Annotated in this window: 13 protein-coding genes; 5 read left to right on the top strand and 8 right to left on the bottom strand. The window is 73.1% G+C overall.

What is annotated here, in order from left to right:
- Window positions 1-49: 49 nt before the first annotated feature.
- On the bottom strand, window positions 50-1,429 hold the full coding sequence (locus ACGFYY_RS37685) for a transcriptional regulator (protein WP_365275859.1): 1,380 nt from the start codon (window positions 1,427-1,429) through the stop codon (window positions 50-52).
- A 222-nt stretch (window positions 1,430-1,651) separates the two neighbouring features.
- Here ACGFYY_RS37685 and ACGFYY_RS37680 point away from each other — a divergent pair, with 222 nt between their 5' ends.
- From ACGFYY_RS37680 to ACGFYY_RS37670, 3 genes are all read left to right on the top strand, one after another.
- A complete protein-coding gene (locus ACGFYY_RS37680; RefSeq protein WP_365275909.1) occupies window positions 1,652-2,332 on the top strand; it encodes a bifunctional DNA primase/polymerase in 681 nt (226 codons plus the stop codon).
- 186 nt (window positions 2,333-2,518) lie between these two features.
- The gene (locus ACGFYY_RS37675; protein WP_365275862.1) at window positions 2,519-3,358 is read left to right on the top strand and encodes an ABC transporter ATP-binding protein; all 840 of its coding nucleotides are present in this window, start codon (window positions 2,519-2,521) and stop codon (window positions 3,356-3,358) included.
- Window positions 3,355-5,067 carry a transporter gene (locus tag ACGFYY_RS37670; RefSeq protein ID WP_393716561.1) on the top strand — a complete coding sequence of 571 codons (1,713 nt, stop codon included), beginning with the start codon at window positions 3,355-3,357 and terminating at the stop codon, window positions 5,065-5,067. Before ACGFYY_RS37675 ends, ACGFYY_RS37670 begins: the two co-directional genes overlap by 4 nt.
- A 108-nt stretch (window positions 5,068-5,175) precedes the next feature.
- Here the strand turns inward: ACGFYY_RS37670 and ACGFYY_RS37665 are convergent, their stop codons facing one another.
- The 3 genes from ACGFYY_RS37665 to ACGFYY_RS37655 all read right to left on the bottom strand — a co-directional run bounded on the left by ACGFYY_RS37665 (window position 5,176) and on the right by ACGFYY_RS37655 (window position 7,808).
- A complete protein-coding gene (locus tag ACGFYY_RS37665; protein WP_393716559.1) occupies window positions 5,176-5,694 on the bottom strand; it encodes a hypothetical protein in 519 nt (172 codons plus the stop codon).
- Window positions 5,695-5,862: 168 nt separating this feature from the next.
- Window positions 5,863-6,741, bottom strand: a complete 879-nt coding sequence (locus ACGFYY_RS37660; protein WP_393716557.1) for an alpha/beta fold hydrolase — start codon at window positions 6,739-6,741, stop codon at window positions 5,863-5,865.
- Between the two features lie 374 nt (window positions 6,742-7,115).
- Window positions 7,116-7,808: a metal-dependent transcriptional regulator gene (locus tag ACGFYY_RS37655; protein ID WP_365275889.1), complete on the bottom strand. Its 693-nt coding sequence runs from the start codon at window positions 7,806-7,808 to the stop codon at window positions 7,116-7,118.
- Between the two features lie 257 nt (window positions 7,809-8,065).
- Here ACGFYY_RS37655 and ACGFYY_RS37650 point away from each other — a divergent pair, with 257 nt between their 5' ends.
- Entirely contained in the window at window positions 8,066-8,821 is a 756-nt protein-coding gene (locus tag ACGFYY_RS37650) for an SIS domain-containing protein (protein WP_393716555.1), read from the top strand.
- 18 nt (window positions 8,822-8,839) lie between these two features.
- On the opposite strand, the gene ACGFYY_RS37645 is transcribed toward ACGFYY_RS37650, so the two are convergent.
- Both ACGFYY_RS37645 and pdxH read right to left on the bottom strand, forming a co-directional pair.
- Window positions 8,840-10,171 carry a PAS domain-containing protein gene (locus tag ACGFYY_RS37645; RefSeq protein ID WP_393716553.1) on the bottom strand — a complete coding sequence of 444 codons (1,332 nt, stop codon included), beginning with the start codon at window positions 10,169-10,171 and terminating at the stop codon, window positions 8,840-8,842.
- A 417-nt stretch (window positions 10,172-10,588) separates the two neighbouring features.
- Entirely contained in the window at window positions 10,589-11,251 is a 663-nt protein-coding gene (pdxH, locus tag ACGFYY_RS37640) for a pyridoxamine 5'-phosphate oxidase (protein ID WP_393716551.1), read from the bottom strand.
- 200 nt (window positions 11,252-11,451) lie between these two features.
- Between pdxH and ACGFYY_RS37635 the strand changes: the two genes are divergently transcribed.
- Window positions 11,452-12,558: a citrate synthase 2 gene (locus tag ACGFYY_RS37635; RefSeq protein ID WP_365275901.1), complete on the top strand. Its 1,107-nt coding sequence runs from the start codon at window positions 11,452-11,454 to the stop codon at window positions 12,556-12,558.
- 65 nt (window positions 12,559-12,623) lie between these two features.
- Here the strand turns inward: ACGFYY_RS37635 and ACGFYY_RS37630 are convergent, their stop codons facing one another.
- Together ACGFYY_RS37630 and ACGFYY_RS37625 are read right to left on the bottom strand one after the other, a co-directional pair.
- Complete coding sequence (locus ACGFYY_RS37630; RefSeq protein WP_365275903.1) at window positions 12,624-13,211, bottom strand: TetR/AcrR family transcriptional regulator; 588 nt, start codon at window positions 13,209-13,211, stop codon at window positions 12,624-12,626.
- Window positions 13,199-13,945, bottom strand: a complete 747-nt coding sequence (locus ACGFYY_RS37625; RefSeq protein ID WP_393716548.1) for an enoyl-CoA hydratase family protein — start codon at window positions 13,943-13,945, stop codon at window positions 13,199-13,201. Before ACGFYY_RS37625 ends, ACGFYY_RS37630 begins: the two co-directional genes overlap by 13 nt.
- Window positions 13,946-14,391: the final 446 nt, after the last annotated feature.

Here is a 14,391-nt window from a genome sequence, read left to right as displayed (position 1 = left end):
CCGAACCCCGTCCGGCCGGGGTCCGGGTCGAGAGCTCCGGCGGTCGCCGCTACGCCGTCACCTCCAGCCGCGCCGCGAACTCCCGCACCGCCGCCTCCTCCCGGTACGGCTCCAGCCGCGTCCGGAAGTCGTCCAGGTACTCCACGCCCCGGTTCGAGCGGAGCCCCTCCAGCAGTTCCGCCGCCCGCGTCGCCGTCAGACAGGCCTGCTCCACCTCCCGCTGCTGCACCTGCGCCGCCGCCAGCAGCAGCAGCCCGATGGCCCGGCGGCGCGCCTTGCCGGCCGGGAGGCCCCGCAGGGCCTCCTCCGCCCGCCGGGCCGCCGCGTCCGCCTGCCCCAGGTCGCGGTGGCAGTGCGCCAGCTCGTCCGCGAGGTAGGCCGCGTCGAAGTGGCGGATCCACACCGGGTCGTCCCCCGACTCCGGCTCCGCCCGCTCCAGCGCGCTCACCGCCCGCCCCGACAGCACCGCCGTCGCCCGGGTGTCCCCGAGCAGGGCGTGCCCGCGCGCCTCGGCCGCGTAGAACATGGCCTCGACCCGCGGGGTGACCTGCCCGCGCGTCCCTTCCTGGGCGGCCCGGGCCAGCTGCGCGATCTCCCGCGGATTGCCCAGTTCGGCGGCGAGGTGGCTCATGGACGCCGCGAGCACGTAGCCCCCGTACGCCCGGTCCCCCGCCGCCTGGGCGAGGCGTAGCGCCTGGATGTAGTAGCGCTGGGCCAGACCCGGCTGGCCCGTGTCCACCGCCATGTAGCCGGCCAGCTCGGTCAGCCGGGCGACCGCCGCGAACAGGGCCCGCCCGACGGGCTCCCGGTACGAGCCGCCGATCAGCCCGGACACCACCGAGTTGAGGTAGTGCACGACCACCGGCCGGACGTGCCCGCTGCCGAAGCGGTGGTCGAGGTCCTTGAGGGCCTCGGTGGTCGCACGGACCGCCTCCACGTCCGGCATGCCGACGCGCGAGCCGCCGCTGCGGGCCACCTGGGTGTCGGCCCCGGTGATCAGCCAGTCCCGGCTCGGCTCCACGAGCGCGGAGGCGGCCACGCTGGAGCCGGCGAGGAAGTCGCGCCGGCCGACGTCGCTGCGCCACAGCTCGCAGACCTGCTCGATGGCGCCGATGACGGTCGGGGAGAACTGCAGGCCGACGCCGGAGGCGAGGTTCTTCCCGTTGGCCATGCCGATCTCGTCGATGGTGACGGTCCGGCCCAGTTTGCGCCCGAGCGCCTCGGCGATGATTCCGGGAGCCCGACCGCGTGGCTGCTGGCCGCGCAGCCACCGGGCCACGGAGGTCTTGTCGTAGCGGAGATCGAGGCCGTGCTCGGCCCCGCACATGTTCACGCGCCGGGCGAGCCCGGCGTTGGAGCACCCGGCTTCCTGGATGAGCGCCTGCAGCCGTTCGTTCGGCTGGCGGGCGACGAGAGGCCTGGCTGCCATGAAAACCCCCTGCTGACCGCGGGTGATCCGTTGGAATGATCACTTCCCGCCTGATGTGCGGAGAATCTTCCGCTCTGCGTCGTGTCGCTACCCAACTCCGGCGCCCCGGCCTCCTACGCGCCCCCACGCGTGCATCAGTGCGCCCCGTATGCAGGATCGATGCTCCGGCCGCCCCTCGGTTTACGCCCGTAACCCCGGGTGACCCGAGGAGTTGTGATGGGCGTGGAAGAGACCATCGGAGTCACGGAGACCGCACCCATCCCCAAGCAGCGCGGCGAGCAGCTGCTGGACCATGCCGTGCGGTACGCGGAAGAACGGCACTGGGATGTCTTCGCCGGCACCTGGTTGGAACCCGCGGACGGCCGCGAGCTGTGCTCCTGCGGGGCCGCGGACTGCCCGACGCCCGGCGCCCACCCGGCGGTGAAGGACTGGGCGGCGCAGGCCACCGGCAGCGCGGTGCAGGTCCGACGGATCTGGGCGAAGCACCCGCAGGCCTCGATCCTGCTGCCCACGGGCCGGACGTTCGACGCGCTGGACGTGCCCGAGTCGGCCGGATTCCTCGCGCTGGCCCGGCTGGAGCGGATGGAACGCACCCTCGGGCCGGTCACCCTCACCCCCGACCACCGGATGCTGTTCTTCGTCCTGCCGGGCGCCGGCGTCAAGGTGCCCGACCTGGTGCGCAAGCTGGGCTGGCCGGCCGCCACGATCGACCTCGTCGCGCGGGGCGAGGGCGAGTACGTGGCGGCGCCGCCCACCCGCTTCGGCGGCCGGGGCTCCGTCCAGTGGGCGCGCCGGCCCACGCCGGCCAACCGGTGGCTGCCGGACACGGAGGAGCTGATCGACGCGCTGGCGTACGCGTGCGGCAGCGAGGCCGCGGCGGACCGCAAGCGCCGCCAGGGCTGAGCGATCCACGACACGCGCCCGCCGGAACCGGCCTCTGAACCGACCTCTGAACCGGCCTCCTGAACCGCCCGCCGGACATGCGAAATCAGGGCGGAAACTGATGACATAAGTAACTGCTCAAGCCTCTCCCCCTCCTCCTATGGTGAAGAAGGAACGACCAACGGGGACGTAATGAGAGGCAGGCGCATGCCGGACCAGGGCGATGCGACGGGTGGGACGTACGGCACGGGTGGCGCGCGATCCGCGCCGCCCGCCGTGCGGGTGGAAGGTCTGTGGAAGCGGTTCGGCGAGCAGGTGGCCGTCGCCGGGATCGACCTGGAGCTGCCCGCCGGGCAGTTCATCGGACTCGTGGGCCCGAACGGGGCGGGCAAGACGACCACGCTGTCGATGGTGACCGGCCTGCTGCGCCCCGACATGGGGCGGGTCCACGTCGCGGGGCACGACGTGTGGGCGGACCCGACCGAGGTGAAGGCGCGGATCGGCGTACTGCCCGAGGGGCTGCGGCTCTTCGAGCGGCTGTCGGGCCGCGAACTGCTCGGCTACATGGGCCGGCTGCGCGGGCTGCCGGGCGAGGAGACCGACAAGCGGGCGACGCAACTGCTGGAGGTCCTCGACCTCGCGGGCTCGCAGCACAAGCTGGTCGTGGACTACTCGACCGGTATGCGCAAGAAGATCGGCCTGGCGGCCGCCCTGCTGCACAACCCCGAAGTTCTCTTCCTGGACGAGCCGTTCGAGGGCGTCGACCCGGTGTCGGCGCAGACCATCCGCGGGGTGCTGGAGCGCTACACCGCCTCCGGTGCCACCGTCATCTTCTCCTCCCACGTGATGGAGCTCGTCGAGTCGCTGTGCGACTGGGTGGCCGTGATGGCCGCCGGCCGGATCCGCGCCGCGGGCCCGCTGGCCGACGTACGGGGCTCCGCGCCCTCGCTACAGGCCGCCTTCCTCGAACTGGTCGGCGCGCACGGGCGCGACGCGGCCGGGGAATCGCTGGAGTGGCTCGGCGGCTCCGGGGCGGGATCGCGATGACCTCGCCCGCCGACCCCGCCGCCGGCCCGGCCGGCACCGTGACCGCCTCCGCCACCGGAGCCAAGGGACCCGCCGGGTCCAGCGGGCCCACCGGTACCGTCGGAGCCGCCTCGTCCGGCGCGTCGATCCCGCTGACCCCGGTCTTCGTCCGCCTCAAGCTGTCGCTGCTGCGCAACGGCCTGAAGGGCTCCTCGAAGCGCAAGGCCGCCTACTTCTCGACGCTCGCCCTGGCCCTGGTCGTCGGCTTCTTCGTGACGCTCGGCCTGGCCCTGCTGCACGGGAACGCCCACGCGGGCACCGTCGTCGTCGTACTGGCCGCCGTCCTGGCCCTCGGCTGGACCTTCATGCCGCTGTTCTTCCCCACCGGGGACGAGACCCTCGACCCGAGCCGGCTGGTGATGCTGCCGCTGCGCCCGCGTCCGCTCGTACGGGCCCTCCTCGTCTCCTCGCTGATCGGCATCGGGCCGCTGTTCACGCTGTGCCTGGCCGTCGGCTCCGTACTGGCCGTCGCGCGGGGCGTCGCCGGCGCGGTGGCGGGCGTGGTGGCCGCGCCCCTGCTGGTGCTCGGCTGCGTGGCCCTCGCGCGGGCCGTGGCCACGGCCAACGTGCGGCTGCTGACCAGCCGCAAGGGGCGCGACCTGGCCGTGCTCAGCGGGCTGCTGATCGCCGTGGGCGGGCAGCTCGCCAACTTCGCCAGCCAGAGCCTGTTCGAGGCGGGCGGCCTGGCTGCCCTGGAACCCGCCGAGGCCGTGCTGCGCTGGCTGCCGCCGGCGACCGCCGTCGGCATGGTGGACTCGGCGAGCGAGGGCGCGTACGGGGTGGCGGCCGCCCAACTGGCCCTGACCCTGGCCGCCGTGGCCGGCCTCCTGTGGTTCTGGGAGCGGACCCTGACCAAGCTGATGGTCACCCCGGACGGATCGACCATCGCGGCGGCCCGGCCGATGAAGGACCGCGGGGCGGGCGGCCTGGGGTCCCTGCTGCCCGCCGGCCGGACGGGCGCGACCATGCAGCGCACGCTGCGCTACGCCGTCCGCGACCCGAAGACCAAGGCGTCCTGGGTGACCGCGCTGGCGATCGGCCTGATCGTCCCGGTCTTCAACGCCCTCCAGGGCACGGGATCCGTCTACCTCGGCTGCTTCGGCGCGGGCATGCTCGGCATGCAGATGTACAACCAGTTCGGCCAGGACACCTCCGCGTTCTGGATGGTCGCGCAGACCATCTCGTCCACGCGCGACGCGTACGTGGAACTGCGGGCGCGGGCCGCCGCGCTGGCCCTGGTCACCGTCCCGTACACGATCCTGGTCACCGCGATCACGGCCGCGATCATCGGTGACTGGTCCGCCCTACCGGCGGCCACCGGCCTGGCCCTGGCCCTGCTGGGCTCGATGCTCTGCACGGGGGCACTGGCCTCGGCCCGCTTCCCCTACTCGATCCCGTCGGACGGCGCCTTCAAGAACGTCGCCCCGGGGCAGGGCGGGCTCGCCTGGGGCGGCATCTTCTCCGGAATGCTGGTCTCGGCGGTGATCGCCACCCCGGTGATCGCCCTGACGATCTGGGTCAAGGCGGGTGACCACCAGGACCTCTCCTGGATCGTGCTCCCGCTGGGGGTGGCCTGGGGCACCCTGGCCACCTGGGCGGGCCTGCGGCTCGCGGCCCCGACGGTGGCGCGCAAGCTCCCGGAGATCCTGTGGGCGGTCAGCAAGGGCTGACCGCTGACCACCGTCGGCCGACCGCCTGCCGAAGCCGACGACGCCGGAACGGGCCGGCCTCCCTCCCCTCGCGGGGGTGGAGGCCGGCCCGTTCCCGTGGGTCCGGGGTCAGTGGGCGACGAGCAGGACGAGTACGGCGATCGAGCCCGCGAAGACGACGACGTGCCGGAGGTTCTGGAGGTAGGGCATCACCCAGTCGGGGAAGCCGTCCTCGGCGGCGCGGAGCATGGCCCGGACGTCGATGCGCCGCAGTTCGGCGTCCTCGGACCGGGCGAAGGCGGCGGTCACGGACGGCACCGCGGTGAGGTTCGAGTAGAGGATCACGCAGTTCACGAGGATGACGAGCGGCTGGACCACCCAGGAGAGCGTCCCGCTCCACGCGTTCCCGGCGAGCGCGAGCACGGCGGGCAGGACCAGGGCCACCGCGATCCCGACAGGGGCCCAGGTCTCGTGCCCACCCGCGTCGAGCCGCATGCCGTTCTCGGCCATGACGCTCGTGCGCACCCCCTGGCGCCCCAGCTCGGCCTCGACGGCGGCCTGGGCGCCGGCGCCGTAGCGGCTGCGGACGACGGGAATGCTCAGGAAGGCGAGGGCGATCAGGAGCTGCAGGGCGGCGACGGCGTTCATCGGGGGTTCCTCGTTTCTCGGTGCTTGCCTGGCGACGCCGTCACCATGAGGCCGCCCCCTGACAGCACCCGAACACCCCGCTGACAGATCGCTGACAGCCGGGCCGCGGACCGTTGCGCACGGTTCCGCCCCCTGCCGGTGCGAGAGGGGGCGGAACCGTCGACGTGGTCAGGGGGCTTCGGCCTTGATGCCGTCGAGGAAGGGTTCCAGGACTTCGCGCCAGGCCGTCGGCTGGTCGTAGTGGAGGTAGTGGCCCGCGTCGGGGATCTCCGCGTACTGGCCGGCCGGAAGCACGCGGACCATTTCCTGGGCCTCGGCCCGGCCCAGCTCGCCGTCCAGGCCTCGGACCACCAGCGTCGGGCAGCGGACCTGTGCGAGCTCCTCCCAGTGGGCGTCGTGGACCCAGGTCTCGCGGGCCGTCAGCATCTGGCGGCGGGAGAAGACCGGACGCCAACCGTCCGAGGCCTCGTGCATGACCTCGGCGAAGAAGGCGCCACGGCCTGGATCGGGGCGTTCCACCCGGGGGTCGTCCTCGCCGAACCAGCGGCGGGCCGCGTCCTGGGTGGGGAAGGGCAGGGGCCAGTGGTGGAACCAGTCCTCCCATTCCTGCTGGGAGGCCGCGCCCAGGGCGGAGGCGCGCATGTCGCAGATGACCACGGCTTCCACCAGCTCCGGGCGGCGGGCCGCGAGCTGCCAGGTGGTGAGGGCGCCCATGGAGTGGCCGATGAGGGTCACGGGGGCGAGGCCGAGCTGCTCGACGGCCGCTTCGGCGTCGGCCACGAAGGCGTCGCGGCCCAGGGAGGTGGGGGTGCCGTCGGGGGCGGCGGGCGGGCGGGCGCTCTGGCCGTGTCCGCGCTGGTCCAGGGCCACGACGCGGCGGCGCTCGCGGAGCCAGCGGGCGGTGCCGGCCCAGTGGAAGGCACGCCCCATCAGGCCGTGCAGTAACAGCACCCCGGGGCGGGTGTCGGGCTCGGCCGCCGCTTCGCGGAACTCCCAGGCGGCCAGGCGGACTCCGTCGGCCCCTGTCACATCGACGCGCTGTACCACCGCAGATGCACCCCCTTCGCTCCCCGCCAGACTATCGAACCCGTATTCGAAAACGGGTTTCTCGCCCACAACACCGCTCTTTCGAGTGACCTTGCTCAAGGATTGGCCGCCGCTGCCGATGGAGATCCTTTCAACAGGGAGGCGGGCCGCTCGGGGAAGACGGTCCGAAGGGGACGACCTTGAGAGCTCGGGGCTCCAGGTCACAAGGGGAGGACCGGTCCCGGCGCCGAAAGGCGCCGGGACCGCCCACACCAAGGGCTGGTCATCCGTACGGGTCACGACCCGTGGGGCAGGACCCCTGGATCACGGCCCGTACGGAACCGTCCATCGGACACATCCGCTCCACGCCGACGCGAACGCCGACGCGCCGGGGGTCAGCGCTTCGCCACGAACACGTGCGAGGCGACCTCGACGTCCAGCTCGGCAGCCTCACCGCCACTGCCGACCAGCACACCACCCGGGGACTCCGTCACGCTCACCACCGAGCCGGGCTGCACGCCCGCCCGCCGGAGCGTATACATCAGCTGGGCGTCCGTCTGGATCGGCTCGCCGATCCGCCGGACGACCACCGTCTTGCCCTCGGTGCCCGGGGCGAGCTCGGACAGCGAGACCATGCCGTCCTCGAGGAACGGGTCCGCCTCGGCCTTCTCACCCAGCTCCTCCAGCCCCGGGATCGGGTTCCCGTACGGCGACTCGGTCGGGTGACGCAGCAGCTCCAGCACCCGCCGCTCCACCGCCTCGCTCATCACGTGCTCCCACCGGCAGGCCTCCGCGTGCACCTGCTCCCACTCCAGGCCGATGACGTCGACGAGCAGACACTCCGCGAGCCGGTGCTTGCGCATGACACGCGTGGCCAGTCGGCGGCCCTCCTCCGTCAGCTCCAGGTGACGGTCGCTGGCGACGGCCACCAGGCCGTCGCGCTCCATGCGCGCCACCGTCTGGCTCACCGTCGGACCGCTCTGGTCGAGCCGCTCGGCGATCCGGGCGCGCATAGGGACCACGCCTTCCTCTTCCAGCTCGAGGATGGTGCGGAGATACATCTCCGTGGTATCGATCAGTCCGGACATTCGTGCCCCTCGGATTGCGTGCGCTGGCCCTGCCCCCAATTCTGACGCATCGGGCCGACAACCGTCCCGTGCCGTGGGTCAAGACCGCTCCCGGACATCTCCCGGACATCCCCGGGAAGATCGTCCGGGGTTGTCCGGGGCGTGCGACCAGAGCATTCGGCGCGGGATTGACGTTCGTATTGACACGCCCTTGGTCCAGACCGCACGGTGAGCGGCGGACACGGACGCTCCCCCACCCCTGGAAGGGCCATCGGCGTATGAGCGAGAGCAAGCTGGCCGGTCAGTTCTTCGATGCCGCCATCGGTCTGCTGGAGCGGGTACGGGACGAGGAGGCCCCGCACATCGCCGAGGCCGGCTCCCTCATCGCCGACGCGGTCGCGGCCGGCAACAGGCTCTTCGCCTTCGGCGCCGGACATTCCTCGCTGCCCGCCCAGGACGTCGTCTACCGGGCCGGCGGCCTCGCCCTGATGAACTTCCTCGCCGTCCCGGGCACCGCCGGTATCGACGTCATGCCCGCGACCCTGGGCAGCGCCCTGGAACGGGTCGACGGCCTGGCCGGCGCCGTCCTCGACAGCAGTCCCGCCTCCGACGGCGACGTCCTCGTGATCATCTCCCTCTCCGGGCGCAACGCCCTGCCCGTCGAGATGGCGATGAACGCCCGCGCCATCGGCCTCAAGGTCATCGGCGTGACCTCGGTGGCGTACGCGACCGAGACCAAGTCCCGACACCTCTCCGGCACCTTCCTCAAGGACCACTGCGACGTCGTCCTCGACAGCAAGATCGCGGTCGGTGACGCCGAGCTGAGCATCGACGGCATCGACGCACCCTTCGCCCCCGCCTCCACCGTCGTGACCAGCGCGATCATGCAGGCGGTCATGGCGACGGCGGCCGGCGAGCTCGCCGCCCGCGGGGTGGAACCCCCGCTGCTGCGCTCGGGCAACGTCGACGGCGGCCACGAGTGGAACGGCCGCGTGATGCAGGAGTACGGCGACCGGATCTTCTTCCGGCACTGAGCCGCCCTCGCCCGTCCCTCAGTCCGTCCCCTCCGGGCGGCGGCCGTCCGGAGGCGCCGCCAGGTCCAGATCGGCCGCGACCCGGGCCGCGACCTCCTCCGCGTACTCCGCGTCGGGGCGCTCGAAGGCCACCCGCGAGGGCCCGCGCACGAACGTCAGCACCCCCAGGGTCCGCCCCCGGCTGCGCAGCACCGTGCACAGCACGTGCGCGGCGCCCTCGGGCCACCGGCGGACCCGCGCCCACTCCGCGTCCGCCTCCCCCCGCGGGGCACTGGTGCGCACCGAACCGATCCGGTCCAGGGCCTGCAACGCCGGGTGCCCGGCCACGTACCGGACCGGGATCGATCCGGGCCCCGGCAGCCCCGGAGGCGACGCCGCGGACCGTACGAGCCTGCGCCGCTCCGGGTCGGCCGTGGGATCCAGTACGTCCAGCAGCGCGTACTCGGCGAAGCCGGCGAGGGCGAAGTCCAGGCGTACGGCAGCCGCCTCGGCCGGGTCCTCGCACTCGGCGGCGGCCCGCCCCGCGCGATGGAGCTGGTGCGAACGGAACCGTAGCTGCGCGGTGTCCAGTTGCTCCTGACGGGCCTCGGTGACGTCCTGGAACAGCCAGCCCACACCCAGTGGTACCGGCTCCTCCGCGAGCGGCGACGCCAGCCTCAGGAACCCGCACCGCCAGCACCTGCGCCGCACCCCCTCCGGCGTGCGCACCGACACCCACATCTCGACCGGCGCGGGCGGGGCCCCCTCGGCGAGCACGTGCTGCAGCGCGCCCTCCAGCTCCTCGACGCCCTGGGTGAGCAGTTCCCCCAGGGGCCGTCCGAGCAGTGCGGTGCGGCCGCTCCCGAAGGCGCGGGCGGCGTGCGCGTTGACCACGGCGGGCCGCAGGTCTACGTCGACCAGGACGACGCCCCACGAGGCGTCCTCCATCAGGGCCTCGCTCAGCGCGATGGAGCGTTCCAGGTCGATCTGGGCGTGCACCTCGCTGAAGGCGCAGTACACCCCGGCGGGTTTCCCGTCCGCGCCCGGCACCCCGGCGGACTGGGTCCGTACGAGGACGCGCCCGCCGTCCTTGGTCAGCAGCGCGAACTCGTGCACCTGGCGGCCGGGCACGTGCTGGGCGGACATCAGCCGGTCCTGGACGTCGTGCGCGTCGGCGGCCCGCACTGCCCAGCCCTCGAAGCCCTTGCGCCCCACGGCCTCGGCGGAGGTCCAGCCGAGGATCCGCTCGGCCTCCCGGTTCCAGTGGGTGATCACCCCGTCGGAGTCGAACGCGCACAAGGCGGCGTCCATCCCGTCCAACAGCGCGGCGAGCAGATCGTCGGCGGTCTCGTCACGTCCGTAAGCACTCACCTGGGACCCCCTGCAGGTGTTCGCGTGTGCGGCACGTCAGATCATTGAACTGGAACGTGACGCACCCCACACCGCTTTCGGCGGATTAGGTGCGGGAAATCCGCTCAGGCGACGTAGGAGCGGGTCCTCCCGCCGGAGAAATAAAACGGTTGTGGCGACCGCGGTGCCTGCCTAGGCTCGGACGTACACGAGAAGGGAGGTGGTTGCCGCAATGCACGGAAACCGGACGCGTGAGGTGGCTGCGGGCTAGGGCCCGTCGTCAGTAGCGCACCCAGTGCGGTGCCCGGCGGATCGCCCGGCGCCAATCCCAAGCAGTCACCCGACCCGCGGGCTCGCCGGTACGTCCGGCCGGCTTCTCTCACTGCAGGAGAGAAACCCGAGCCCGCGGGTCGTCTGCGTTCTCCGGGCCGATCGGCCCTACGGGCAGAGCCTCTCCATGCGCCACGTGTCGCCGTCCAGGACGTAGCGCAGGCGGTCGTGCAGGCGGTTCTCGTGGCCCTGCCAGAACTCCACCGCCTCCGGGACCACGCGCAGGCCGCCCCACTCCGGCGGGACCGGCACCTGCTCGCCCTCCGGGTAGCGGGCCTCCAGCTCGGCGTAGCGCCGGTCCAGCTCCGCGCGGGATTCGATCACACTGGACTGCTCGCTGGCCCAGGCGCCCAGCTGGGAGCCGTGCGGGCGGGAGCGGAAGTACGCCGCCGTCTCGTCGCGGCCGATCCGGGCCGCCGTACCGGTGACGATCACCTGGCGGGCGATCGGATGCCAGGGGAAGAGCAGGGCGACGTGCGGGTTCTCGGCCAGCTCGCGGCCCTTGCGGGAGGCGTAGTTGGTGAAGAAGACGAAGCCCCGGCCGTCGAACTGCTTCATCAGCACCGTCCGCGAACTCGGTCGCCCGTCGGGGGTGGCCGTCGAGACCACCATCGCGTTCGGTTCGAAGAGGTGCGAGTCGGCGGCCTGCTGGAACCAGAGGGCGAACTGGTCCATCGGATTCTCGGCGAGGCTCCCCTCGTCGACGATCTCCGAGCGGTACTGCTTGCGCATCATGGCGGGGTCAATGTCCTGATCGGTCACGCTCGCCATCCTGCCGCAGCCGGACCGGCGACGGTGTGCCGTATGTCACGCTTCCGCAGTCGGGGCGGAACGGCCAAAATCTTGGGGCCGGTCCGAAGGTCCCCGAGTGGGTGACCGACGGCCGTGCCGGGCATCAACGGGGATGACCGCGCCGGACCGCGAGTCACGCCGGGAGCCGCGCGTGTTCGCACTATCTGAGGAGCCGCCTGATGTCCGACTTCGTACCCGGGCTCGAAGGGGTCGTCGCGTTCGAGACGGAGATCGCCGAGCCCGACAAGGAAGGCGGGTCGCTCCGCTACCGGGGGGTCGACATCGAAGACCTCGTCGGCCACGTCTCCTTCGGGAACGTCTGGGGCCTGCTGGTCGACGGTGCTTTCAACCCGGGCCTGCCGGCCGCCGAGCCCTTCCCCATCCCGGTCCACTCCGGTGACATCCGTGTCGACGTGCAGTCCGCACTCGCGATGCTCGCCCCCGTGTGGGGTCTGAAACCGCTGCTGGACATCGACGTGCAGACCGCCCGGGACGACCTCGCGCGCGCGGCCGTGATGGCCCTGTCGTACGTCGCCCAGTCCGCCCGCGGCCAGGGCCTGCCCATGGTGCCGCAGCGGGAGATCGACAAGGCCGAGTCCGTCGTCGAACGGTTCATGATCCGCTGGCGGGGCGAGCCGGACCCGCGGCACGTCAAGGCCGTCGACGCGTACTGGACCTCGGCCGCCGAGCACGGCATGAACGCCTCCACCTTCACCGCGCGGGTGATCGCGTCCACCGGCGCGGACGTCGCCGCCGCGCTGTCCGGCGCGGTCGGCGCCATGTCGGGGCCGCTGCACGGCGGGGCGCCCTCCCGCGTACTCGGCATGATCGAGGAGATCGAGCGCACCGGCGACGCCGTGGCGTACGTGAAGAAGGCCCTCGACAAGGGCGAGCGGCTGATGGGCTTCGGGCACCGCGTCTACCGCGCCGAGGACCCGCGCGCCCGCGTCCTGCGGCGCACGGCCAAGGAGCTCGACGCGCCGCGCTACGAGGTTGCCGCCGCGCTGGAGAAGGCCGCGCTGGAGGAGCTGCACGCGCGCCGTCCCGACCGGGTGCTCGCCACGAACGTCGAGTTCTGGGCCGCGATCATGCTGGACTTCGCCGAGGTTCCGGCGCACATGTTCACGTCGATGTTCAGCTGCGCCCGGACCGCCGGCTGGTCGGCGCACATCCTGGAGCAGAAGCGCACGGGCCGCCTCGTGCGGCCCTCGGCCCGCTACATCGGACCGGGCCGGCGCAACCCGCAGGAGATCGAGGGTTACGCGGACATCGCCGACACCGCCTGACAGGTGCACGAGCAGGGCGCCGTATCCCGCGTGCGGGGTGCGGCGCCCTGCGCGTTCCCGCCGCTTCAGCCCAGGACCGCGTCCAGGATCCGCGACCATTGGGCGACCACCCGGGCCCGGCGGGCCGTGTCGTCGGTGAGCACGTTGGCCAGGCCGAGGCCCCGCGCCATGTCCAGCAGGCCCTGCACGGTCTCCCGTACGCCCGGCACCGACTCGTCGGCGCCCAGCAGCTCGACGGCGATGCGGTGGGTCTCGCGGCCGACCCGGGCCTCCAGTTCGGTGACCCGGGGGCGCAGCTGCTCCTCGTTGGAGGCGGCCACCCACAACTGGAGCGCGGCCCGGAACAGGGCGCCGGTGTACAGGTCGACCAGTGCCTCCACCACGACGGGGCGGGCGGCCGGGCCGGCGTGGAACAGGTCGCGCAGGGCGGTGGACCGCTCCTCGGCGACGTACTCGACGGCCGCGGTGAACAGGTCCTCGCGGGTCGGGAAATGGTGCTGGGCGGCGCCACGGGAGACCCCGGCCCGCTCGGCGACGACGGAGACGGTGGATCCGGCCCAGCCGTGCTCCGCCAGGCAGGACACGGCCGCCTCCAGGAGGTGGCGGCGGGTGACGCGGCTACGCGCCTGCTTGGGGCCCGTCACAGCGACCATGACGGTTCCCGGCGCTCGAAGCGGGCGGTGATGCCCTCGCGGGCCTCGGCGGAGGCGAAGAGTCCGGCGGACAGCTCGGTGAGTCGGGCGCCGTCGCGGGCGAGGGCCTCGCGCACGGCCGCGGAGGTCAGCGCCTTGGTGGCGGCCAGTCCCTGCGGGGAGGCCTTGCGCAGGCCGGCGAGTACGGGCTCCAGAGCCGCGTCCACGTCCTCGCCCTCGGCGGCGTGCAGGGTGAGCAGGCCGATCCGGGCGGCCTCGGCGGCGTCGAAGGCCTCGGCGGTGAGGAAGTAGCGGGAGGCGGCACGCGGGTCGAGGCGCGGCAGCAGCGGCATGGAGATCACCGCGGGGGCCAGGCCCAGATGGGTCTCGGTGAAGGCGTACGAGGACCGCGGCCCGGCGGCGGCGATGTCGCAGACGCCGAGCAGCCCGAGGCCGCCGGCCCGGACGTGTCCGGTGACCCGGGCGACCACGGGCTCGGGCAGCTCGGCGATCTCGCGGAGCAGAGCGAGGAAGTCGGCCGGATCGCAGGGGGACTTGAGGTCGGCGCCCGCGCAGAAGGTGTTGCCGGTGTGGGTGAGGACGACGGCCCGGACGCCGGGGTCCGCGGAGGCGGTGGCGAGGGCGGTACGGAGTTCTGCGACGAGGTCGGCGGAGAGGGCGTTGCGGTTGCCCGGGGAGTCCAGGGTGAGGGTGGCGATGCCGGTCGCCCGGGCGGCGTGCACGAGTGAGGCCATGTCTCCTCCGGAGTGGTCTGCGGATGGGGGTACTTCGCCCCTCCGGGGAGGGTACGTGTCCCCTGCGGGGTCCCCTGCGGGGTGCTCGGCGGTGTGCGGTACGACTTGGGCTGCCGTGCCCCTGCGGGGTGCTCGGCGGTATGCGGTACGGCTCGGGCTGCCGTGCCCCTGCGGGGTGCTCGGCGGTGCGCGGTACGGCTCGGGCTGCGCCGTGCCCCTGCGGGGTGCTCGGCGGTGTGCGGTACGACTTGGGCTGCGCCCGGGGCTGCGCCTCAAACGCCGGCGGGGCTGGTGGTGTGGGCCGGGGCCCCGCAGGAGGGTCTCCTCGGCTCGGCGCGTGCTGGCCTGTCCCGGCAAGACGGCCCAGGTCGCGCCTCGTCCTGCGGGGACCCTCCTCCGTGTCCCCGCCCCACGGGCGACTTCGACCGCCACGGGCCGAAGGGGCG

The sequence above is a fragment of the Streptomyces sp. NPDC048331 genome, assembly GCF_043201215.1.
Classification (GTDB): Bacteria; Actinomycetota; Actinomycetes; order Streptomycetales; family Streptomycetaceae; genus Streptomyces.
Note: the sequence above shows the minus strand (reverse complement) of the source record. Positions and strands in the feature narration are given on the sequence as shown.